Source organism: Spirosoma spitsbergense DSM 19989 (genome assembly GCF_000374085.1).
GTDB classification, from domain to species: domain Bacteria; phylum Bacteroidota; class Bacteroidia; order Cytophagales; family Spirosomataceae; genus Spirosoma; species Spirosoma spitsbergense.
Genome location: NZ_KB893564.1, coordinates 37,749 through 59,886, shown reverse-complemented (window position 1 = coordinate 59,886; position 22,138 = coordinate 37,749). Strand labels below are relative to the sequence as shown.

Sequence of the window (22,138 nt, the reverse complement as noted above, 5' to 3'; positions counted from 1 at the left end):
TATGGAGCAGAAAGCCTACAACCAAGCGGTATCGCGAATTCGGGTTCAGGTTGAACACGTGATTGGGAGTACGAAACGATATCGAATCGTTCGGGATGCATGTCGGTTGCGAAAAAGCGATTTTGTGGGTACGGTGATTCACTTGTGCGCTGGCTTGCACAATTTCAGAGTGACACGAAAGCCTGTTCAGTATCCTAATCATCCTAAGCCTAAATTGACATAAACTCTATTGACTAACCATTGATTTAGGCATACCGCAAACAAACAAGCTGCTGCAGGAAGTGCCTGGGGTGGATGTTTGCTTATGTGCGCACACCCATGACCGTCTTACGCAGCCACTGCATCCAAACGGTACAATCCTGATCGAGTCAGGTTGCCAGGGGGCATTTCTGGGCGAACTGCTGTTAACCCTGGAAGGCGGCCTGATTGTGGCGTACAAACACCAGCTGACGGAGGTGGCTGAGTCAGTTGAGCCGGAGCCGATCATGCAGATGTTGGTCGAACAAGGGCTGGCGCCCTTCCGCGAAAGGATGGCGCAGGTGGTGGGTGAAACGACGGTCCCGCTGGATCGGAGTACCTGCCTGGAAGCAACGATGGACAATCTGCTCCTGAAGTCCCTGCTGGAATCGACTGGTGCGGAGATCGCTTTTTCCAACGGCTGGCGCTACGGTGCACCCATTCCGGCGGGGCCGGTTACGCTGGGGCAATTATATAATATCGTACCGATGGATCCGGTCATTTCGCTGGTTGAACTGACTGGCCACGACATTCGGGAGATGCTGGAAACAAACCTGGAGAAAACCTTCTCGGGGAATGCCTATGAGCAGGCGGGTGGTTACGTCAAACGAGCCTGCGGTATTACGGTATTTTTCAAGATGGAGAATCCATCCGGTGGGCGCATTCAGCAGCTTTTTGTGAATAGGAGGCCGGTTGAGCCGGAGCGATCTTACACGTGCGCCTTTGTTACGGTGCAAGGGGTACCGCAAAAACTGGGTACGCAACGGCGGGATACCCAAATTCACGCTGTTGCATCAATGGTTTCTTACCTGCACCAGCACTCTCCTGTTCATATACATCTGGAAGGCACATTCATCAGTGTTTAACCTATTAACCCTCTTACCAATCAACGCTATGGCACTCGTATTAGAACAAATAAACAGTGAAGGACTGGCGCAGCTTAGCTACATTGTCGGCGACGACAAAGCGGGTCTGGTGGCCGTTATTGACCCCCGTCGGGATGTGGCGGTCTATCTGGCCAGAGCGCAGGCCCTGGGGGTGCGTATCACGGCCATTATCGAAACACACATCCATGCCGATTTTGTGTCGGGATCACACGAGCTGGAGGCACACACCGGCGCACCCATTTATGGTGGTATCAGCGACGCGTACCAGTTTGATCTAACCCAGGTGAACGACGGGGATGGTATCGAGCTCGGCAACGTAACGCTCCGGGCCCTGCATACGCCCGGCCACACCCCCGAACACGTATCCTGGCTGCTGTACGATAAAAAACAGGGCGATCAGCCCCTGGCCCTTTTCTCGGGCGACACCCTGTTCAATCAGGATGCCGGCCGGCCTGATCTGCTGGGTGAGGCCGAAACCCGGCAACTGGCGAATGATCTGTATCATTCGCTGTACGAAAAAATTCTGCCATTAGGGGATCATATCGAACTCTATCCGGGTCACGGAGCCGGGTCGGCCTGCGGTAAATCCATCGGTGATAGGCGCCAGAGTACGATCGGTAATGAGCGGCTGTTCAGCCCGGTCTTCAAGCATCCCTCCCCATCTGATTTCGTGGAATGGCTGTTAAGTGACATACCGGAGCCACCCCGCCATTATCCGATCCTGAAAAAGCTGAACACCGTGGGGGCTCCGCTGAAGGGCCAGCCTGCGGTAATTCCCCCTCTGTCGCCAAGTACCTTTCAGCAGCGAATGCAACAAAAAGACGGTGTAGTGGTTCTGGATGCCCGTTCGATTCTGGCTTTCGGAGGTGGCCACGTGCCGGGTGCGCTCAACATTGCCCTACTGCCCGAATTTCCGACCTGGGTGGGCTGGATGATTGATCGGTTAGACCCAGTTTTGTTAATCGTCGAAAGCGAACGGGATTTGGCCCTGGCGGCTGAGCAGCTGTTTCGGGTAGGCTGCGATAACATTGTGGGTTATCTGCATCAGGGAATGACCAGCTGGCAGAATGCCGCGCTGCCATTGGAATCTGTGCGGGAATGGACGGTACAGACGTTAAATCTACACTTGACTGATCCTGATCTGACTATTCTTGACGTGCGAAGTGAGGAAGAACGCAGCGCAGGCTATATACCGAATTCCCAACATTTATACGTAGCGCACCTGCGCGATCATCTCAGCGAACTGGACCCCAGTCTGCCGCTCGTAGTGTACTGCGGCTCAGGATTTCGGGCCTCTATTGCCGCCAGTATCCTACAACAAAACGGCTTCTCCGATGTGAGTAATGTTCCGGGTTCATGGACGGCCTGGCAGGAAGCTGACCTGCCGGTTGAAAAACCGGGTCTATCGGATTAACTACTATATCAATCAACGTTTAAACCAACCAGAAACGATGAAAACGATCCTATTGCTGACGGTAAGCCTGCTGATGACTACGATGGCTGCGGTCAACGCCCAGAAACAACCGGCTGAATTTCACGGAGCTACCCCAACGAAAGCGCATTATCAGGTAGTTTACCAGCTCAACACCGATGATGATGGCAAAATAAAGGGGACGCTGCGAAATATCCAGAACGCGCTCGATGACCCCCGGCTGAAGGGTAAGCTCGACGTAGAGCTGGTCGTTCACGGGGCGGGAGTATCTGTCTATCGGACCGATAAGCCCTACGAAGAACTGGTGAAAGGGCTGCAAAGCCGGGGGGTAATTCTGGCCATGTGCGAAAACACCATGCGGGAGCGTAAGATCGATAAAAAGGAACTGTTTCCTTTTATTAGTTATGTACCCAGTGGCAACGGAGAACTGATTATCCGCCAGCAGGAAGGCTGGGCAATCATGCACCCTTAACTAACTCTAATGCCATTGCCCTTACGCTCTGAAACACGGGGGTGAAGGCCGGCTCTCAAATGGCAAGATCGTCCATCAGTCGTTCGCAGGCGACTGATGGACGATCTTCTTTACAACTGACTGTCAGGTGATTCTTTCCGGATGGCGGCTCCTGTACGCTACGGAGTAAGATTGACAGATAGCAAAGAGACCCACCTAGCCCTACCCCAAGATCGTTCACTTAAACGTCGGGTAAGCTAGATGAATTATTAGTCGTCGATCAATGACCAATGCTTTTCCTTCAACCACGCGGATGCTGCTATGGTTGAAGGAGAGAATTGATACCGCCAGGCATTACTGACGAGGGTACCTCCAGAGCAAGAACGTCCCGTTTGGCTAACAAATCCCGTAAAATGGGTTGGCCTCGTCCATAGGTGTTTTTACTCCCGTAGGCAGGTAATTCTTCGGCCGTCAACACATGTTGATTTTGGTCAGGAGTTTCCAGCGTAGGAATTCGCCGGAAGGCACCCCTTAAATAAAATGGCTTAACAAAGGAGCGTACTGAAACAACCGTTCACAGAGCAGCCGCGTCCAGTTTTAATAAACGCGGCTTCTCTGTGAACGAGCTTCTTCTTATGCAATAGATAAACTAAAGGGTCAGTCGCTGACCATCATTCAGAAGGACTACTTTTAATTTCTCGTAGGGTAGCTTCTGCAGACTTACCTTATTCTGAATGGCCAGCACGGCCGCCGTAGCTGCCGACTGCCCCAGAATCATAAAGACCGGCTCCATGCGAATGGAACCGTAGGCAATATGGCTTGCCGACATGGCAACGGGCACCAGCAGATTGGTGCACTCGGTTTCTTTGGGCAGAATTGAGCCGTACGCAATGGAGTAAGGCTGTTTGGGATGCACGCCAATGTCGCCCTCGTTCTGCACAAAGCCATCGGCTTTGATGTACCGCTGGGCATTGTGCGCATCCAGCGAGTAGGAACCCATGCCCACCGGATTCGGTACGGCTGTTTTGCCCAGCGCATCGGCTTCGCGCATCACAAACTCCCCAACCATGCGCCGGGCTTCCCGAATATAAATCTGGTGGGGCCAGCCGCCGTTGTCCGTAAACTCATCTTTGGGCAGCCCCCACTCCTGCATCCGCTCATGAACATCCGCCGATACGCGGGGGTCGTTTTGCAGGAAATACATCAGCCCTTTCTGGTACAACTCATGGTCACGGATAATCGCGCGTCTGCGTTCGTAGGTCGCTTCGGGGTAGTCGTAGTTCTTGCCGAGGTAGTCGGTGCTAAACGGGCCGTGGTTGTTGGTATCCGTCTTGCGGTTCGGAATAAGGTCGTATTTGTTGAAGGTTTCGGTATACCCATTGGCATAAACGCGCGCCAGCAGTTCATAGCGGGCCGGGTCGTAGCCCTCGGGTTTGGCGAATGGAATACGGTTGTCGGGGTGGTTGCTCAGGCACATCCGGAAGCAATACGCCTGAATCTTGTTGTCGCCCGACCCCTTTTCGCCGATTGGTTCTGCCGATACTTCGGGGAGTAAGCCGCTGTTCGGATCGCCCGGCGTTTTATAAGGGCTAACGTTGGTCTTGAAATAATGAGCGTGCTGAAACACCCCCGGCTGCACCCCGTTGAACTCCTCCCCATAAACGCTGTTGGCTTCGCGGCCCACGTGATACGACACGCCCGCTGCCGCCATCAAATCGCCCTCGTAGGTGACGTCGATAAACATTTTGCCGATGTATTGCGTACCGCTCAGCGTCCTGAACGACTGGATGGCGGTGCCCCGCTTCTGCACCCCACCCGCCGACCGATTCAGGTATTCGTTGCGATAAACGGTAATGTTGTTTTCCCGGACGAAATCCTCGAACACCTGCTCGGCGGCATGGGGTTCAAAAATCCACATGGTGCGGTTGGCCCCATCGAGGGCGGGGGTTCCCTGCCCTTTGTTGCCAAACTGCTCCCGCTTCTCCCAGTTCCAGGAGCCGGGCTTCTGATAATGGTCGTAAAGTCGTCCGTAAAACGTCCGCGCCAGCCCGCCAATCACTGATTTGTCGCCCGTATCGGTAAAGCCCAGCCCACCCGCGCTCAGCCCGCCCAGGTGTTTATCGGGCGAAACGACGATGACGGACTTACCCATTTTTTTAACCTGTACCGCGGCCGTTACAGCCGCCGACGTACCGCCGTAGATGATAACGTCGGCCGTTCGGGTGACGGCGTTGACGTGGTTTAAGGGGCCGGACCACGCGCCTAAGATGGTTAGTGTAAAGAGGGAGATTAGTAATTTCATTGACATGAGAATTTGGAAAAGAAACAATAAACAGGCTGCATACTACTGCTTCACCGGCACAAACAGCACCGCATCTGCCACGACGATACCGTCCGCATTTTTATTCGATACGGCCACGTAGCCTTTTTGCCCGGTAGGAAGCGTTACGTTGCCCAGCGACACCCACTCGCCGGAAGTTTGGCCTTCTACCCGGATATCGGCTTCGTTGACAACGACTTCGCGGTCCTTTTTCCCGTCCGAAATCGTGAGCGTTGTGCGACGGCTGCCATTGTCCAGTTTCGGGAAATAAGCATACACACTGTAGGGACCTGGTTTGAGCACACGAGGCCGGAAACGAACCACTTTAGGCGTTTGCCCCTGACTGCTATCGGCCAGCCACGACGGTCCGTAGCTCCCCTTGCCTTTATTGATCTGACTCCAGTTGCCCACCCGGTCGATGCTGCCCTCACTGGCATCATCGACCAGAATTTCAGCCGTGCTGCCATCGGCCAGCGGGTTGGTTTTGAGCTGGCTTTGCAGCTTCGTTATATCTATCCGCTGGACAGGTACGCCTGCGTCGATGGCCATGGCTGCCGCCAGCCCCGCCGATTGCCCCAGCACCATAAAGACCGGCTCCATCCGAATAGATCCGTACGCAATGTGGCTCGCCGAGAGGCATACCGGCACTAGCAGGTTGGTACATTCGGTTGGTTTAGGGGTCAGTGACCGGTACGCAATCGGATAGGGCGGAAAGCCCCCCACTTCGACGTTCCCTTCATTTTTGACCATCTTCACGCCGTTTTTTTCGACCACAATGCGCTGGCAGTTGTGGGAATCCATCGTGTAGGCCGCCATACCAACGGCATCCTGAACCCGTTCGCGGCCTTCGCAGTTACGCTGCGTCATCACATAGTCGCCAATCATGCGCCGGGCCTCGCGGATGTACAGCTGGGGCGACCAGTTTCCGGTATCCGTATACTCGTCTTTGGGGTATCCCCAGGCCAGCATCTCCTGCCGGAGTTCGGCGGGGACGCGCGTATCATGGCCAAAGAAGTACAGCAGCCCTTTTGTATATTGTTCGTGGTTGGCAATAATGGCCGTCCGTTCGGCATAACCGGCTTCGGGATAGCGGGCATTGGCCCCGATCATATCGGTCGAAAAACCGTTCCGGTTGTTGATGTCGGTTTTGCGGTTGGGCATCCGGCTCCAGATAAAATAATTGCCGAGTTTGCGCTGGCTGGGCTGGGCCGCCATCAGTCGAAGCAACAGGTCGTAGCGGGTTGAATCATAGCCAGCAGGGCGGGTAATGGGGATGCTGTTGGCGGGGTCGTCGGTGAGGCAAATGCGGTAATTGTAGGCTTGCGGTAAGTTGTCACCGGTACCGTTGGGGGCTAGTCTGGCCGCGCTGATACCCCACAGCAAGCCCGAATCGGGATTGCCGGGAATTTTGTAGGGATCGATACCGTCGGGAAACTGGTGGCCGTTCATGAGTTGAAAGCCATTGATGGTTTCGTCGTATACGCTGTTGGCTTCCCGGCCTACCATGAAACTCACCCCGGCTTTGGCCATCAGGTCACCCTCGTAGGTACAGTCGATGAACTGCCTGGCCCGAATTACGCGGTTGGTGGCGGCATTGGGCTGGTCTGACTGCTCCAGAGTGATGGACTGAATGGTTGTGCCGACTTTACTGGCCGACACCAGCCGATGGTTGTAAAGCACCGTCACCTGGCCCCGTTTGATGTATTCACCAAATAAATTCTCGGCGACGTGCGGCTCAAAAATCCATTGTTCAAACTTGCCGTAATGCTGCCCGATGCGCCGGTAATAGTCGCGGGCCAAACCGGTCACGGCGTATTTATTGCCAATGTCGGTATACCCCAATCCGCCCGTTGTCAGCCCGCCCAGGTGTTTGCCCGGTTCGATGAGCAGCACCGATTTGCCGGCCTTTTTAGCGGTATAGGCCGCCATAACGCCCGCCGAAGTCCCCCCGTACACGCAAACGTCGACGGAGACGGGGGACGGTGTCTGGGCAAACGCGGGCAGCAGAGCCAGCCAAAGTAAGTACTTCATAGGTCAGATACGATCAATAGCCGGGGTTCTGGTCAGTAACGCTGATGTCGGGGTTGTTGTCAATTTCCTGTTGCGGAATGGGCCAGAGCAGGTGTGCGTCGGCCACGTCTTTACCCCGTGCGGCTTTGATGGTGGTTTTGAGTTTGTCGACGCCGAGTCGTTTCAGGTCAAGCCAGCGCCCCGCTTCCATCATAAATTCGTAGGCCCGCTCTGTCAGGACCAAATCCCGGAAGGAAGCGGCTGTTTGTCCGGCCAGTGTAAAATCGACCGACGGCGCGGGTACGTTGGGCGGAAACCCATAGGCCCGCCGGTGTACTCTGTTCAGGTTTTCGAGCGCGGCTGCCGTAGGGCCGTTAGCCGCCTGACTGCCCGCTTCGGCCGAAATCAGCAGCGCTTCGGCGTAGCGCAGGAAGGGGAAATCGTTACCGGCCGGATTGGCGGGAACATCGCGGAATTTGCGGAAACAGATCGGCTCGGCCGTAGGGAACGTGGTCAGTTTGCCCGACCGGTTGATGTAGGACGAGTATAGATTATAATCCTTCCTTAAATCCTTGTCGCTCCAGTTTTTAATGAGCGGAATGGCCGTTGTTGTCCAGTGCGCACGCACCCCGGTCGTGTACGGCCCATCGGCGGGGTGCTGGTAACTGGGGTAGCCCCAGCCCTGTCCGGCAATCCGGGCGTACTTGAGGTAAAAAACCTCTTCCGGACTGGTAGTCAGATCGGCGCCGAAGACCTTCTCAAACTCATCCGACGTTTTTACCTCCACCAGACTGTACAGTCCGGATTTGATGACCTCATCGGCTTTATCTCGGGCAGCCGTCCAGTTCTCGCGGGTCAGGTACATACTGGCCAGCAGCAGCTTGGCGGCCCAGCTCGTGGGCCGGCCAATTTCGGCCTGGGTGCCGGGCAGGGCCGTTTCGGCAAACTGTAAATCGTCGGCAATCAGTTTGTATACCTCATCAATGGTGGCGCGTTTGCCGCCTACCTGCCCGGTTGTGGTGACCGGCTCGGTGCGAAGTGGTACCCCACCATAGTTGCGCACCAGGTTGTAATAGTTAAAAGCGCGCAGAAACCGGGCTTCGCCCAGCACCGCGTTCCTGTCGGCGTCGCTCAGTGTCACGCCGGGCGTTAGTTTAATGATGATATTGGCGGAGTTGATCGCCTGGAACAGGTCGCGCCAGATGTTGTTGGTACGGCCTACGTTGGTTCCATCCAGCCCCTTAAACTCACTGACGGGTATCTGGGTGCCCCGCGAAATGCAGTAATCGGCCATTCCGTTGAGCTGTGCGGGGTAGTTGGTGCCGTACGAATTTGCCCCCCGCACCTGCGCATATACCGCGTTGAGTCCGGCCATCAGATCGCTTTTTGTGCGGTAAAAATTTTCCTGGGAAAGCCGGTCTACCGGTACTTCCTGAAGCAGGTCGGAGCAGGCCGTAGCGGCCAGAAGCAGGGGGAAAAGAATATATTTCTTCATGATCGATTACGAAAAGGGGGTTAGAAACCAAGCCGGACACCAACCGTTACGGTACGGGCTACGGGGTAGCCAAAGGCATCTACGCCGGGGCTGATGGAGGTAGAGCCGCCAAGGGTGCTCACTTCAGGGTCGTACCAGGAGTACTTCGTGATGGTCATCAGATTCTGCGCACTCACGTAAACCTGGGGTTTCCGGAGCCAGTTAATCCCTAATCTGGCGGTTGGTACGGTATAAGCCAACTGAATGTTTTTCAGCCGCAGATACGACCCATCCTCAATAAAGCGGTCTGATTCCCGAAATTTGGTGTTGACGCTGATGAGGGGGTATTTGGCGTTGGGATCAGGGTTTTGCGCGCTCCAGTGGTTCGCGTAGAGGTCTTTGATCTGGTTCTCGCCAAAGTTGAAGCTGTTGGCAAAACTGGTCACATTGGCATTGAAAATATCGTTGCCCTGCACGCCCTGCAAAAAGAACGTCAAATCAAAATTACGGTAGGAGAGCGTTGAGTTGAACCCATAAATAAACTTAGGATTGGGGTTGCCAATTATGGCCTTGTCGGCCGCCGTTATGACTCCATCGCCGTTTAGATCTTTGAATTTGATCGCCCCTTTTTCGTCCAGCCCATTTTCCTGATAGCCGTAGAACACGCCCACCGGCTGCCCTTCGCGCACCAGGTTCACGGCCACGCCGAGGGGCGGGTTTACGGCAGAACCAAAGATGTCGCTCCCCCCCACCAGACTCACCACGTTATTGCGGTTGATGGATACATTGGTCGCTACGTTCCAGCGCACGGCACCAACCCGAAGAATGGCGGCATCCAGCCCGAATTCAACTCCCTGATTGCGGATAGAGCCAATGTTCTGCGTTGTTGTGGCGTAGCCCGCCGAGGTCGGCAGGGATACCACGGCCAGCAGGTCATCCGTCTTTTTGTGGTAATAATCGACCGTCAGCTGGAGCCGGTTTTGCAGGAAGGCCACGTCCACGCCAACGTCGGTCTGGGTAGTAGTTTCCCATTTCAGATTCGGGTTGGAAAGGGTACTGCTTGGCGCGTAACCAATCCCTAAATCATTGCCGAAGATGGTCTGGTACGAGCTGAGACTGTTGAGCGTCTGGTAGGGGCTGAGGGCCGTGTTGCCGCTCTGCCCGATTGAGGCCCGAAACTTCAGGTCCGATACCACCGTCTGGTTTTTCATGAACGACTCTTCGCTCACCCGCCAGGCAAAAGCCGCCGACGGGAAATACCCCCATTTGTTGCTGGCCCCGAAACGCGACGATCCATCGGCCCGAAAGCTGGCTGTGAGCAGATACCGGTCGCGGTAACCATAATTGACCCGCCCCAGGTACGAAAGCAGCGTCCAGCTCGACGCTGATGAATTGGGCAGACCGGGTGTGGTGCCCGCCTGGAGCGCGTTCGTCGTCAGGGCGTCCGACGCAAAGCCGCTCGCTCCCGTACTGAGGGCGGTATTTTCCTGGGTCTGGTAGGTGAAGCCTCCCGTCAGGGTCAGGTTGTGCCGCTGGGCAAACTGACGGGTATAATTCAGGATATTCTCGTTCAGCAGATTGGTCTGGCGGCCCGTTGAAACAGCACCACTGCCGTTGGGCGACCCGTTGAGCTGCCGTGTCGAATACTGATCCCGGCGGCTATCGACCAGCTCAATACCGCCCGATACCCGAAAGGTAAGGCCCGGTACAAATTCGTAGGTCAGTGCCGAGTTGGCCAGTACGTAATCGCGTACTTCGTTATCGGAGCGGCCGTACATGTAGGCGAATGGATTCTGCAATACGTTGGAGCTGAACGCATAAGGGGCCACATTACTCAAACTCCCGTCGGCATTGAAAGGGGTAATCGTTGGCGGAGACACTAAAATGGCCGATAAGGCTCCGTCACCCCGGTTCCCGTTTTCGCCACTGATCCGACGCTGCGACTGGCGGCTGAGGATAGTGCTGAGCGAGAAATTGAGTTTTTCCAGCACTTTGTGGTTGATGTTGGCCCGCAGGGTTCCTTTCTTAAGGCCGGAGTTGGGTACGATGCCCTGCTGATTGAGGTAATTGCCCGACACCGAATACTGCATCCGGTCGGTGCCGCCCGAGAAAGTCAGCCCGTGGTTTTGAATCGGAGCGGACCGGTACACTTCTTTCTGCCAGTTGGTGCCATCGCCAAAACCCGCCAGTTGCTCCGGGGTAAAGTACGGTTTTGCCCCGTCGTTGGTTGCCCGTTCGTTGGCAATTTCGGCCATTTCGCGGGCGTTGAGCAAGTCGATGAGTTTGGTAGGCGACTGCACCCCGTAGTAACTGTCCACATCGACCTGGTGGCGGCCCGACGTTCCTTTTTTTGTGGTTACGATGACAACTCCGTTGGCGCCCCGCGACCCGTAGATGGCCGTGGCCGACGCATCTTTCAGCACCTCGATGCTTTCGATATCGGTGGGGTTAAGTGCTGATAGCCCACCCGACAAGGCGAACCCATCGACCACGTACAACGGCTCATTACTGGCCCGCAGCGAGTTGCCACCCCGGATTCGTACCGAAATGTCGCTACCGGGTGCGCCGGAGTTTTGCAGCACCTGAACCCCCGCCACCCGGCCCTGAATACCCTGCACGGCAGTCGTAACCGGAAAGGCGTTGATATCTTTGGCCTTTACGGTAGAAACCGACCCCGTCAGATCGCTTTTTCTGACCTGACCATAACCAACAACTACTACTTCGCTAAGCGTTTTGTCGTCGGGCACCAGCGTCAGGTCCACCGTTGAGCGATTGCCTGCGATTACTTCCTGCGAGGTATACCCTACAAAGCTAAAGATCAGCGTTACGTTGCCCGGTCCGTCGCTGGCGTTCGGAACAGCAAGCTGATAGCGGCCCTCGGCATTGGTCGTTGTTCCTTTTTGCGTACCCTTGATCACTACGCTTACCCCTGGAAGCCCCTCGTTGGTTTCGCCCAATACCCGCCCCGAAATGGTACGATCCTGCACCAGACTGCTCATTGGACGCGGCAGCAGCGAGGCCACTGACTCAACGCGTCCTGTCGGCTCCGGTGCGTTGACTCCTGTTGGCGTAGCGGGGACAGCGGCCATGGATTTGGCCGGTAGAATAACGTAGGCTCCCTTGCGAATCCGCTGATAACGCAGGCGAGACGATTCAAGCAGGCTGTTCAGTGCCCGGTCAACGCGGGCATTTGCCCTGAACTGACCGGCCGGAACGAGGAAGCCTTCTAGTAGTTTTTCCTCAAAAAGAATATCTACGTGGTATTGCTGACCAAGCTGCTTCAGGGCTTCACGCAGGGTCATACTCTCCGTTGAACGGGTATTGTCCTGCCCGTTGGTGCGTTGGGTAGCCAGGTGATTTCGGGCAACTAGTTGGGCCTGGAGGGGCGGGGTACTCAGCAATGCACCCACCATGAGCAGAAGGATTGGTATTGGTTTTTGCATTTGGTAAAGGGGTTAATTAAGGGTTTACCGTCAGACGGTAGTGTTGCCGTCCGGTTTTATAGACATGGACATTCAGCATCTGGGCAATCACGTCGAGTAACTCAGGGGCCGACTGCGCCCGGAAGGTTCCGCCTATTTTGCTCTGGGCGAGGGCCGTGTCGGGAACATCGACCGTTACACCAAACTGCTCGGTAATCTGGTAGGCAACCTCCGTTAAAGACGTGTTATCGAAAATGAACTGATGGTCTTTCCAGGCGGTATACGTTGATGCCGTTTGCTGGTGACGCAGGGTAAAGCGGCCTTTGCTGGAGAGCGTAACTACGTCGCCGGGTTTAATGATAAGCGGCCTGGTTAACCCAGGCTGGTCAGCCTGAAGTTGAACGCTGCCTTTGGTCAACGCTACTTTGCTACCCCTCGCCCGGCTATAGACGACAAATTCAGTCCCCAGCACCCGCACCGTCAGGCCGTCGGGCGTGTGTACCAGAAACGGTTGGTTGCTGAGCAAATGCCGTACAGAGAATTCGGCTTCGCCGGTGAGCCATACCTCCCGCGTTTGACGACCAAACTGCCAGCGTGACAACCGGAGTTGGGTATTAGCGTTGAGTGTAACCCGGCTTCCATCGGGTAGGGTGAGCGTGCGCAGTTCACCAAATGCTGTATGGTAGCGGACGTTTAGCAGCGGTTCACGCAGTAACCAGGCACTACCCATCAACAAAGCCAACACGACTGATGCTGCCAGCAACCAACGTCCCCACGCAGGCCGGAAGCCAGTTTCTTTATCTGGCTCGATTATGAGCCTTGTTTGTTGTAATGATCGCTCAAATGCCGGGACTACATCGGGGAGAAACTGTGGATTGTCCCGCTCCCACTCCTCAAGCCACTCGTAATACTGCTCGACGTTAGCCGGTTCTTCGAGCCAGTCGACGAGCAATGCCCTTTGCAGGGGAGTGGTGCGTCCGTCGAACGATTTCAGGATCAAGTCTTTAGTGACCATCAGCATCAGATGTTTTGTTGAGTGACTGCACTAATGAGTCGTAAAAAAGGGTTTATCCCTTGCCCCGTTAGCTCAAAACTGAGTATCGCGGCTAACGTCAGCAAATCGTTCTGGCGCAGCACCTGTCGTAACAGGGTCAGCATTTTCGTGATATGACCTTCAACGGTCTTGATTGATACCCCCAGTTCGTCGGCGATCTGCCCATTTTTCTTTCCCTCAAACCGGCTCATCACAAACACCTTCTGGCTGTGAGCCGATGCAGACTGAATTGTCTCATTGATTTTTAGTTGTAGTTCGTTGAACTGAAGCAACTGCAGAGGAGTGGAGCCGTCTGTTATCGGGTCAGTATCAGCCGAATGGTCAGGCATTTGTTCACGACCAAACTCCTGCCGCAAATGAGTGAACGCCCGGTTTCGGACAATCGTAAACAGATACGCACGAAACGAGGTCGTGACTACCAGGTCGAGCCGTTTCTGCCAGAACTGAGCGAAGGTATCCACGACAATGTCCTCGGATAACTGCCGGTCATAAACGAACCGGGCCGCATGGCTGCACAGAGGTTTATAGTACCGGTTGAACAGTAACTCATACCCTTTAATAGGGCTTTGAGCAAACGCCTGCCGGATCAGAAGTTCTGAATCGGTGACAAGCGACCTGGGTGCATCCCTATCGGGACGAGGATGCAACGGCCGCAGGTTGGTATCGTATAGGAACTCAGAATGGGTATCAGCCATACCGATCGGGGGTTAATGTGCCTTCACTAGTCAATAGAGTGTCGAAAAAGCAGAATACCCTTGCGACATTTCAATATTTTTTTGACTTTTTTTTTGATTCGTATGCTCGGCATTGTAGTGGACAGTTATGATGGGTGTCAAGAAAAAGGTTGGCAAAACTAATTGCACTTTTAGCAGGAAGGGCTTTCAGCAGGATGTCTTCCATCTGATGCCTTTTCAGATCCTTTCAATCGGACGTTTGGCTGCTGCCATTCAGATCGGGCGAGTTGGGCAAATTATTGACCAGATAAATCTGATGCCGTCGCGCTGCCGCTTCAACAGCGGCTGTTTTATGGGCAGGTAAATTATCCGGCACGGGCCGCCCCGCACAAAACAACAACGGCCTCGTAATCTGCATGAATAGAGCGCAACTATGGGAATATATCGATAAAGGAATCGATGGGTGAGTTGGCTAGGGGATGATAATAATCCTGGCCTTGTAAAGCTAAAAAACCGAAGGTATTCGTCCGGCTTTTGTCCGTATTAACTACCCGATCGACCAAAGACGAGCCGTGTTGTTATGTAGTTGCGGGCTGGATTCATCGGCAAAGCCAAAGGTGACCGCACGGCGGACCGTCCGGTTCAGATTATAACCCAGGGCTTGCAACTCATCGAAGGTCGCCTGCAAGCGATCGGCCAGCCTGGCAGCCGCTCTGTGGCGACCGACGCACCGAGCGAGGTCGGGGCTTGTAGAAATGGAGTTCCATTTGCCTAGTTGTGTCCGTCATGATTGTGAAAATAAGGATTTTCCTTTTTCCCAGCTCCGGCCGCCCGGTTTTATTTACCCTGAGGCTTGACACAGTTCAGCGAGCAGTTAAAGTCGATTCTGAACTCGATGAGTTATGGAGTTTTGTGGGCTGTAAGGCCAACAAACAATGGCTTTGGCTGGTCCTTGATCGGGCGAGTCGCTAGGTGGTGGCCCTATTTGTGGGGGATCGAAGTGCAGATGGTGCCTTAGGTTTACGGCAGGCTTTGCCTGAACGTTACCGCCAGAAAGCGACTTTCTATACCGACGATTGGCGGCCCTGTAAGCAAATTATTCCTGCTCATCAACACCGTTTTAGCCAGCAGAAAATGAAGACAAATCATGTCGAGCGGTTTTTCTGTACCCTTCGTCAACGATGCTCTCGGTTGGTTCGATTGAGTTTATCTTTCTCGAAAAAACTGGACCGGCATGTTAAGTCAATCAGGTTTATGGCGACAAATTACAACCTATCATTACAAACTTAGGACCACCAGTTTTCAATGTAGTAACATTTCTTTCGTCGGGAGACCGTCAAGGTTAATTACTGTTGCTTATCTATAGCTGGCAGAACGATCCGTAAAATAAGAGACCGTTCCCTCAATCTATTCGGAATACAATTAATAAACGCCGTAAACTACACACCCAAAGCTTGTTATCACCGCGTTTCGCTGTTCAAATAAATGCACACTTTAGCTGTATAGCCGGATGAAATCGCTTCAGTTGAATACCAAATGGCCTCTTGTTATTGCTTACGGGTTACTCGTAGGGGTTTTTTCCTGTGAAGATCACAGACTTCCTGTTGATCTTCCTGAATCTGCCTGTCTGGCGGTAGATGGCTCTCCACGCACCTACCCCTGCGAATTTGTTATTGACAAACTCACGTTTCTGGCCAAAGATGGTACAACCGTTGCAGAGGTTACGCCAACCAGTCCGGTTGCTATACTTAGCCGCGAAAAAGCAAAGTCCGAAATTCTACCCGGCTCATCAGGGGTGGGGGCAGTTACCTACGATGTCCGGGCTACGATCAGGCGGGTAGCTAACCCGTCATTTCCCGTAACGGCAGGGTACCTGCTCAGTGCAACCACAAATACCGCTCGGGAACGGATCCTGCATACGCCGGGCGAGCGTTACTTTATCGGTTCGCCCATTCGCCTGGATATGCTGATTGGCAATACCAGTGACGTTACGTTTGAGTTACAGTACCTCTACCGGCTCACTACCGTTGGTGGGGTGCTCCGCCCGGTACTGGACGGCCCGGCCACCAACATTTTTTTCGTTGAAAATGACAACACAACCTTTCAGTTTAACCGGACTATAAACCCGTATCGCTTTGTGGGCAGCGTAGTAGAGTCATACATAAAAATCAATGCCAGTGTTGCCCCTTAACCAGTTCTCTAATTGATATCGGTTTTAAGAGACACCACTTCAGGATTAGTTATTACTCCGTCGCTGGAATCCGCCTTCCTGCATCATTTTCTGCCGGAAATCGGCCATGCCTTTTCGGCGCATTTCTTCCAGTTCATCGGCCGATACAACTTTAGCTTCTTTGGGTGGTTGCACGCTGCTTTCGGCCACGGCTTCCGTCGAAACGCCCGTTGCTTTAAAGGATTCAGTGTCCGATTCGATTTGTAGCACCACACCTTTTGGCGGGGTCAGATCGGCCACGGGCGAATAGGTAAAGGGGAGCTCTGTGGTGTACCAGATGGTATATGGTTGTTTGCGTCGCGTGGCGGTGGCTTTCTGGCAGGTATAGCCCGCAATTTTCTTCGACTTCGATGTGGTTTGCCAGTCGGTTGCGGCTGGCATTGGCTTTTCAGAACGATACACCTGCGTCGTCGAATCTTTCTTTACCGTCAATACGTCGATGCGCTGGCGGTTAGCTAAATCCAGAAATATCTGCTGCTCAAATGGAGGTGTCCTCCGCACAGTACGGGTTCCAACACCAGTGCTACCCGCGCCATCCGGCCCACCCACTGTACGACTCATCATCATATTCTGCGGGCGGTCGCGTTCTTCTTTGGCCATCGTGCCGGAAAAGACCAGTTTTTGCGTAAACGACATCACTTCCGGCATGCCTTCGGGGGCATCGGGCGCACCGGGACTACCGGGACGAACTTCCTGCCCGTTGATGACCATCCGCATCTGCGATCGGTCAATCTGACGCATCCCTTCATACGTGATTTTGCCCGATGTGGGCGTTTGGCCAAATAGAGTTGTCAGCGACAGACTCGCGGCCAGTGTAAGACAAATAACTTGTTTCATGGTTGAATGAGGGCTTGTGTCAGTAAACGTTGCACATTTTTTTCAACTGACCGTTAAATTTTTGTTAAACGCGGTTAAATAATAATCCGATGGCGAATTTCAGCCGCTGAATTACTTTCGTATGACTCCACAACGTATTATTTCTGTAGTGCCCTCGCAGACCGAACTACTCTTCGACCTGGGGTTGAATGAGGAAATCATTGGCATTACCAGATTCTGTATTCACCCGGCCGATAAAGTTAAACAAAAGACGCTGGTTGGTGGTACGAAAACGCTGAACCTCAATCTTATTCACAAGCTGAATCCTGATTTTGTCCTGGCCAACAAAGAAGAAAACACGCGGGAACAGATTGAGTCACTCCGGCAACGGTACACCGTACACGTCACCGACGTAAACACCCTGCCCGATGCCCTATCCATGATTCGGGAAGCAGGTGCGCTGGTCGGGAAACGTATTGAAGCCGAAGCACTGGCAAACCGAATTGAAGACTCCCTGCTTCCTTTTTCGCAGGCCCCCAGTCTTACGGTGGCGTACCTCATCTGGCGAAAACCGTACATGGTGGCGGCTACAGATACGTTCATCCACGCTATGCTCGAACAGGCCGGGTTCCGGAATGCCTTTGCCGGGCAAACCCGCTACCCGGTCATGTCGGCAGAGGAACTAAGAAATGCCCGGCCTGACCTCATTTTTTTGTCGTCGGAGCCATATCCATTTGGGCAAAAACATATAGTGGAACTACAGGCCATTTGCCCGTCGGCGCGGATACGGCTGGTGGATGGTGAAGTATTCTCGTGGTACGGCAGCCGTCTGTTGCAGGCTTCGGACTATTTCAGGAACTTGCGTAACGAAATTGACCAATCGGTATGATTACAGACATCTCGCAGCTCGACCCCAACGGCACCTATACCTACGCCGACTACCTGAAATGGCAGTTTGACGAAAGCGTTGAACTCATCAAAGGAAAGATATACCGGATGTCTCCGGCACCCAAACGAAAACATCAGGATGCGTCTGTAAACCTGGAATTTGCGTTGCTTAAATATTTCGAAGATAAACCATGTAAAGTTTATGATGCTCCGTTCGATGTGCGGTTACCGGTTCGCAATGAGCGTAAACCGGACCAACTGCATACTGTCGTGCAGCCCGATATTTGTGTTATCTGCGATACCAGTAAGCTTGATGATGATGGTTGCCTGGGGGCGCCCGACTGGGTAATCGAGATTACTTCGCCCCGAACGGTGAAGAATGATTTCAATGAGAAGTTTAACCTGTACGAAGAATCGGGTGTTCGCGAATACTGGGTTGTGCAGCCTAAAGAAAAAGCGGTCAACGTATATGTGCTGGAAGATGGGAAGTACGCTCTGGTCGATGTGTATGAGTCGGGCGAAGTTCCCAGCCGAATTTTCCCCGACCTGTTTATTCCTCTCGACCGTATTTTCGAATAAATGCCTGCCTCCAACGATACACTCTCCATTGCTTCGGTCAATCTGCTTCTTTTTGTAGCCCGGCAACGCGGGGCCGATGCCGATGCGCTGGCCCGTGCCGTAGGCATCAGTCCCGAGCAACTGCGCGACCCCGACGGGCGCGTGCTTATCCGGCAGATACAGACCCTCTGGCGGGAAATCATTACCGCCACCGGCGACCCGAATATTGCCCTGAATCTGGGTGAACTGGTCAATCCGGTTTCCATCGGTGTACTGGCGTATGTTATGATGCATAGCCCTACGCTGGGTCGTGCCTTCGAAAAACTATGCCAGTACCAGGACATTGTTTGTGAAGGTATTCGTACCACCGGGCAATTAACCCCAGACGGCAAACAGTTTGCGTTGTCGCTGCACATTACCAGTGCCGATATCATTTATCCGCACCACGCGCTCAACTCCGAACTATCCATATACCTATCAGCCATGCGAGCCCTGACGGGGTATCGAATCGCGGCCGATGCTATCCACTTCGCTTACCCAAAGCCGGTTGATACGCGGGAACATGAGCGCGTATTTGCCCCCGCTCAACTAACCTTCGATGCGCCCGAAACGATTATGGTTCTTGATGCCAGTCTGCTGGCCATACCCGTCCTGAATGCCAATCCAAGCTTATCGGTACTGTTTGAGAAACACGCCGATGCCATGCTGAAACAGCTCAAAACGCCAACTTTACCGTCGCGGGTGAAAAGGGAGATTATTTCGCTCATGAAGGGAGAAGAACCAACCCTGGCCACCGTTGCCGACCGGCTGGCCATGGGTGTCCGTACGATGCAGTTACACCTGAAGGAACTGGGGACTTCCTATCAGCATATCCTCGATGAAACCCGTCAGGAACTGGCGGTTAGCCACCTGCGCGAACAGAACCTGAGCACCACCGACATTGCCTACCTGCTGGGGTTTGCTGAACCAAGTGTCTTTTTCCGGTCGTTCAAAAAATGGACAGGGCAAACGCCGGGCGCATTCCGGCTGGCGCAGGAGGTTGCCTGATTTACAAACTCTCCAGGCTGGTATGCTTGAAACTGTCGAAGTACTTCAGGCCATAGCCCATCATACGGTCCATGCTCGAATGAGCAAACAGGATAATGCCCGCCAGCATCAGGATTTGGTTACCCATCATCAGGCCCAGTAACCCGACTACAATGCCCAGTCCTTTGTGATGTACGATGTTATACAACACTGCCCCGATGGCTGGATTGATTAGGTAGCCAATCATACTGACATCGGGTAACAGAATGAGAGCAGGGAACCACCACCAGGCGAAATCAAGGTGGGAGAACAGGTAAATGGCTCCCAGAAACTGAATCAATTCTTCGGACTTCAACAGTGTTTTCATTAGCTTATAGTTCATAAAGTACTTCGCGCTCTTCGCGCCTTTCTTCTTTGCGTTCTTTGCGGTTAAAATCTATCCTAGACAAGCTTAAACGACTACTTAAGCTGATGTTCTGAAAACCAGGCTAGTGTGTCGGTCAGCGCCTGTTTCATGGGCGTTGGACGAAAATCCGGGAAGAGTGTAAGCAACTTTTTATCATCCAGCACAATCGTATTTTCGTAGAGATAGAGCATCTCTTTTACTTCCCTGAGTGTGGGCATAAATAGTCCCAATACGCTAATAAGAAATCGGCTATACACCTGCATTTTCAGTGGTTTGCCCGCCAGTTCGCTTATCTGCCCGAACCACGACCGTATCGACGGTAGCGTTGTTCCACCGTAATTCCAGACTTCGTAGGGGTTCGATCTTTCGGTTGCTTTCGTAGTCCAATCCCGTAACATGAGCCGGGCAATAATCTCGGCGGCATCGTTGGTGTACACGGATTGGTGGGGCACATCGACAGTCAGGAGCCAGGGGAGGGCTTCGCCATTCAGCGCATTTTCAAAAACAGGACGTACGCCATCGTTGAGAACGTTTGGCCCCCAGAAATCCGGTAATCTTACGTTGAGCACGCGACACTTCCCGGCGCTGGCAGCCTGCTCAAGCATCTTTTCAATCGCCACTCGAAGCCTGCCCTTCCGGGTACAGGGATTTACCGCGCTGTCTTCCCGAATCGGCTCGCTGGTATTGCCGAAGTTGTACACATTGCCGGGGAAAACAATGGTAGCCCGACTTCCGTTAGTCCCGCCCTGACTGGCCGCGTCGATGATTTTCTGCGTGGCCGTATCCATGTTCCCAAACCACTGGTTGTACGGGTAATTGATACCATGAAAAATATACTGTTTGTCGGCAGCAAGTCGGTTGAGTAACGGGGCATCCTGCACATCGCCTTCTACAATCGTGAGCGTTGGCTCATTCGGAAATAGTTTTTCGGCTTTGGCCCGGTTGCGCACAAGAATAGTAACGGGCCATTGCCGGGCCAGCAGATTAGCGGCTACAGCATAGCCGATGCTACCGGTAGCGCCCAGAACAAGAACAGAAGGATTGGGGTTGCTCATGATGTTATTGCGTTGATTAGTACGCTACAAAGGTCAGGCTATCCGCTCATTCGGCTACTGACAAACGACGAAAATGAGGGTGACGAATAACGAAAATCAGCGTGTTTCCATAGCCAGAAAGATTGATGTACATTTGGTATACCATGGTGGAGTCGTACACAAAGCAACATCTATTGGAAAAGCTGCGTACTGAGTGAATCGTGGAATCACGTTCCGGCCTAACTCATTTTGTTAAACCAGTATCCGAGTAATGAAACACCGCTTACTTCTCTGTTTTTTGCTGAGTTTGCCGACCTCGGTTATCGCACAGGAGGTTGTCATTGATACGAACTACTATGTCCCACCGATCGCACGCCGACGGGTACTCACCGCCGACCCCGACCAGAACCCCAACCCCTACGAATCCGACAAAACCCGGCAGCGACGCATCAAAACCGAGCTGTTGAACCAGTTCAATGAAACACAAGTCTGGTACGCTGCTGTTGAGGGCACTCTTCGTGGTGATGGTAGCGTGCTGAGCAACTCATTCAACGGGCTGGTTGGCAGCTCCGGCAAAACAACGGGCAGCGCGGGCGTACTAATGGGGTACACGTACCGAAATGCCTGGGTTGTAGAAACCGGTGTTACCTACGCCCCCGTTCACCTGAACATCACGATACAAAGCAGCCCGACTCCATACGTCTTTAATTACCAGACCATCGGTTACAACATTCCCCTGCGGATTAAGCGCCGGATTGGGTCAGGGAGTAAGGGGCAAAATGGTACGGGTTTCTGGGTCTCGGCCGGGGCCTGGCTGCTTCCTAATGGGAATAACCAGCCGGATGCCCTGCACTTTACCGGGCGTAGCGGATACGGCAGACGGGCACCCGTGGACACGCTTCTGCTCAGCATCAATACCACAACGGCCAACCGTATTTCGGGCCTGGCCGAATTGGGTATCGAGTACGCCACCCGACTGTCTTCATCGCTGGAACTGGCCTTTTCGCTCCGCAAATACTGGGGAATGGGCAACGCGCTCCGCTCCGACATGGTCTATACCGTTAATGGGGCATCTGAAACAAAAAGTACCCTCACTGCCAATGGTTCCGGCTGGGGGCTTGGCATAGGGCTGCGCTACATTTATGCCCGTCAGCATGAACTAAAGAAGCGTTGAGAAGACACTGTTTAGGGGGATTCAAGGGACTTCGGCCAATGAACT

19 protein-coding genes and 1 pseudogene are annotated in these 22,138 nt (G+C 53.6%); 10 read left to right on the top strand and 10 right to left on the bottom strand.

Annotation, left to right across the window (positions count from 1 at the left end; all coding sequences use genetic code 11):
- The first annotated feature begins 1 nt into the window (after position 1).
- The 4 genes from B157_RS40600 to B157_RS0121890 are packed head-to-tail and all read left to right on the top strand — an operon-like array spanning position 2 to position 3,028.
- Positions 2 to 223 carry a transposase family protein gene (locus B157_RS40600; protein ID WP_084761856.1) on the top strand — a complete coding sequence of 74 codons (222 nt, stop codon included), beginning with the start codon at positions 2 to 4 and terminating at the stop codon, positions 221 to 223.
- A 58-nt stretch (positions 224 to 281) separates the two neighbouring features.
- Positions 282 to 1,103 carry a 5'-nucleotidase C-terminal domain-containing protein gene (locus B157_RS35855; protein WP_157618537.1) on the top strand — a complete coding sequence of 274 codons (822 nt, stop codon included), beginning with the start codon at positions 282 to 284 and terminating at the stop codon, positions 1,101 to 1,103.
- A gap of 28 nt (positions 1,104 to 1,131) precedes the next feature.
- On the top strand, positions 1,132 to 2,538 hold the full coding sequence (locus B157_RS0121895; protein ID WP_020605452.1) for an MBL fold metallo-hydrolase: 1,407 nt from the start codon (positions 1,132 to 1,134) through the stop codon (positions 2,536 to 2,538).
- A gap of 37 nt (positions 2,539 to 2,575) precedes the next feature.
- Entirely contained in the window at positions 2,576 to 3,028 is a 453-nt protein-coding gene (locus B157_RS0121890; RefSeq protein WP_020605451.1) for a DsrE family protein, read from the top strand.
- Between the two features lie 628 nt (positions 3,029 to 3,656).
- Here the strand turns inward: B157_RS0121890 and B157_RS0121885 are convergent.
- The 7 genes from B157_RS0121885 to B157_RS38450 form a co-directional block, all read right to left on the bottom strand.
- A complete protein-coding gene (locus B157_RS0121885; RefSeq protein ID WP_020605450.1) occupies positions 3,657 to 5,309 on the bottom strand; it encodes an FAD-dependent oxidoreductase in 1,653 nt (550 codons plus the stop codon).
- Between the two features lie 42 nt (positions 5,310 to 5,351).
- A complete protein-coding gene (locus tag B157_RS0121880; protein ID WP_020605449.1) occupies positions 5,352 to 7,358 on the bottom strand; it encodes an FAD-dependent oxidoreductase in 2,007 nt (668 codons plus the stop codon).
- Positions 7,359 to 7,371: 13 nt separating this feature from the next.
- The gene (locus B157_RS0121875) at positions 7,372 to 8,832 is read right to left on the bottom strand and encodes a RagB/SusD family nutrient uptake outer membrane protein (RefSeq protein ID WP_020605448.1); all 1,461 of its coding nucleotides are present in this window, start codon (positions 8,830 to 8,832) and stop codon (positions 7,372 to 7,374) included.
- A 20-nt stretch (positions 8,833 to 8,852) separates the two neighbouring features.
- A complete protein-coding gene (locus B157_RS0121870; RefSeq protein ID WP_245565196.1) occupies positions 8,853 to 12,254 on the bottom strand; it encodes a SusC/RagA family TonB-linked outer membrane protein in 3,402 nt (1,133 codons plus the stop codon).
- A gap of 16 nt (positions 12,255 to 12,270) precedes the next feature.
- A complete protein-coding gene (locus B157_RS0121865; protein ID WP_157618536.1) occupies positions 12,271 to 13,248 on the bottom strand; it encodes a FecR family protein in 978 nt (325 codons plus the stop codon).
- Positions 13,249 to 13,253: 5 nt separating this feature from the next.
- Complete coding sequence (locus B157_RS0121860; RefSeq protein WP_020605445.1) at positions 13,254 to 13,982, bottom strand: RNA polymerase sigma-70 factor; 729 nt, start codon at positions 13,980 to 13,982, stop codon at positions 13,254 to 13,256.
- 226 nt (positions 13,983 to 14,208) lie between these two features.
- A complete protein-coding gene (locus B157_RS38450; protein WP_157618535.1) occupies positions 14,209 to 14,379 on the bottom strand; it encodes a hypothetical protein in 171 nt (56 codons plus the stop codon).
- A gap of 368 nt (positions 14,380 to 14,747) precedes the next feature.
- Here B157_RS38450 and B157_RS40595 point away from each other — a divergent pair.
- Positions 14,748 to 15,251 (top strand): annotated as a pseudogene (locus B157_RS40595) (IS1 family transposase).
- A gap of 220 nt (positions 15,252 to 15,471) precedes the next feature.
- Positions 15,472 to 16,152, top strand: coding sequence for a hypothetical protein (locus B157_RS0121845; RefSeq protein ID WP_020605442.1), 681 nt, complete (start codon positions 15,472 to 15,474; stop codon positions 16,150 to 16,152).
- 45 nt (positions 16,153 to 16,197) lie between these two features.
- Here B157_RS0121845 and B157_RS0121840 read toward each other — a convergent pair whose 3' ends face one another.
- Positions 16,198 to 17,028 carry a GLPGLI family protein gene (locus tag B157_RS0121840; protein ID WP_020605441.1) on the bottom strand — a complete coding sequence of 277 codons (831 nt, stop codon included), beginning with the start codon at positions 17,026 to 17,028 and terminating at the stop codon, positions 16,198 to 16,200.
- A 121-nt stretch (positions 17,029 to 17,149) separates the two neighbouring features.
- Between B157_RS0121840 and B157_RS0121835 the strand changes: the two genes are divergently transcribed.
- Genes B157_RS0121835 through B157_RS0121825 form a run of 3 tightly spaced genes read left to right on the top strand, consistent with a single transcriptional unit; the run spans position 17,150 to position 19,500 of the window.
- Entirely contained in the window at positions 17,150 to 17,896 is a 747-nt protein-coding gene (locus tag B157_RS0121835) for a helical backbone metal receptor (RefSeq protein ID WP_020605440.1), read from the top strand.
- Entirely contained in the window at positions 17,893 to 18,474 is a 582-nt protein-coding gene (locus B157_RS0121830; RefSeq protein ID WP_020605439.1) for a Uma2 family endonuclease, read from the top strand. The genes B157_RS0121835 and B157_RS0121830 overlap by 4 nt, the downstream gene beginning before the upstream one ends.
- Entirely contained in the window at positions 18,475 to 19,500 is a 1,026-nt protein-coding gene (locus B157_RS0121825) for an AraC family transcriptional regulator (protein ID WP_020605438.1), read from the top strand.
- A gap of 1 nt (position 19,501) precedes the next feature.
- Here B157_RS0121825 and B157_RS0121820 read toward each other — a convergent pair whose 3' ends face one another.
- Together B157_RS0121820 and B157_RS0121815 are read right to left on the bottom strand one after the other, a co-directional pair.
- Positions 19,502 to 19,846 (bottom strand): DUF4260 domain-containing protein, encoded by a 345-nt coding sequence (locus B157_RS0121820; protein WP_026308882.1) that lies wholly within the window; start codon positions 19,844 to 19,846, stop codon positions 19,502 to 19,504.
- Positions 19,847 to 19,938: 92 nt separating this feature from the next.
- The gene (locus tag B157_RS0121815; protein ID WP_020605436.1) at positions 19,939 to 20,940 is read right to left on the bottom strand and encodes an NAD-dependent epimerase/dehydratase family protein; all 1,002 of its coding nucleotides are present in this window, start codon (positions 20,938 to 20,940) and stop codon (positions 19,939 to 19,941) included.
- 250 nt (positions 20,941 to 21,190) lie between these two features.
- On the opposite strand from B157_RS0121815, the gene B157_RS0121810 reads away from it, so the two are divergent.
- Positions 21,191 to 22,093, top strand: coding sequence for a hypothetical protein (locus tag B157_RS0121810; RefSeq protein WP_020605435.1), 903 nt, complete (start codon positions 21,191 to 21,193; stop codon positions 22,091 to 22,093).
- Positions 22,094 to 22,138 lie beyond the last annotated feature (45 nt).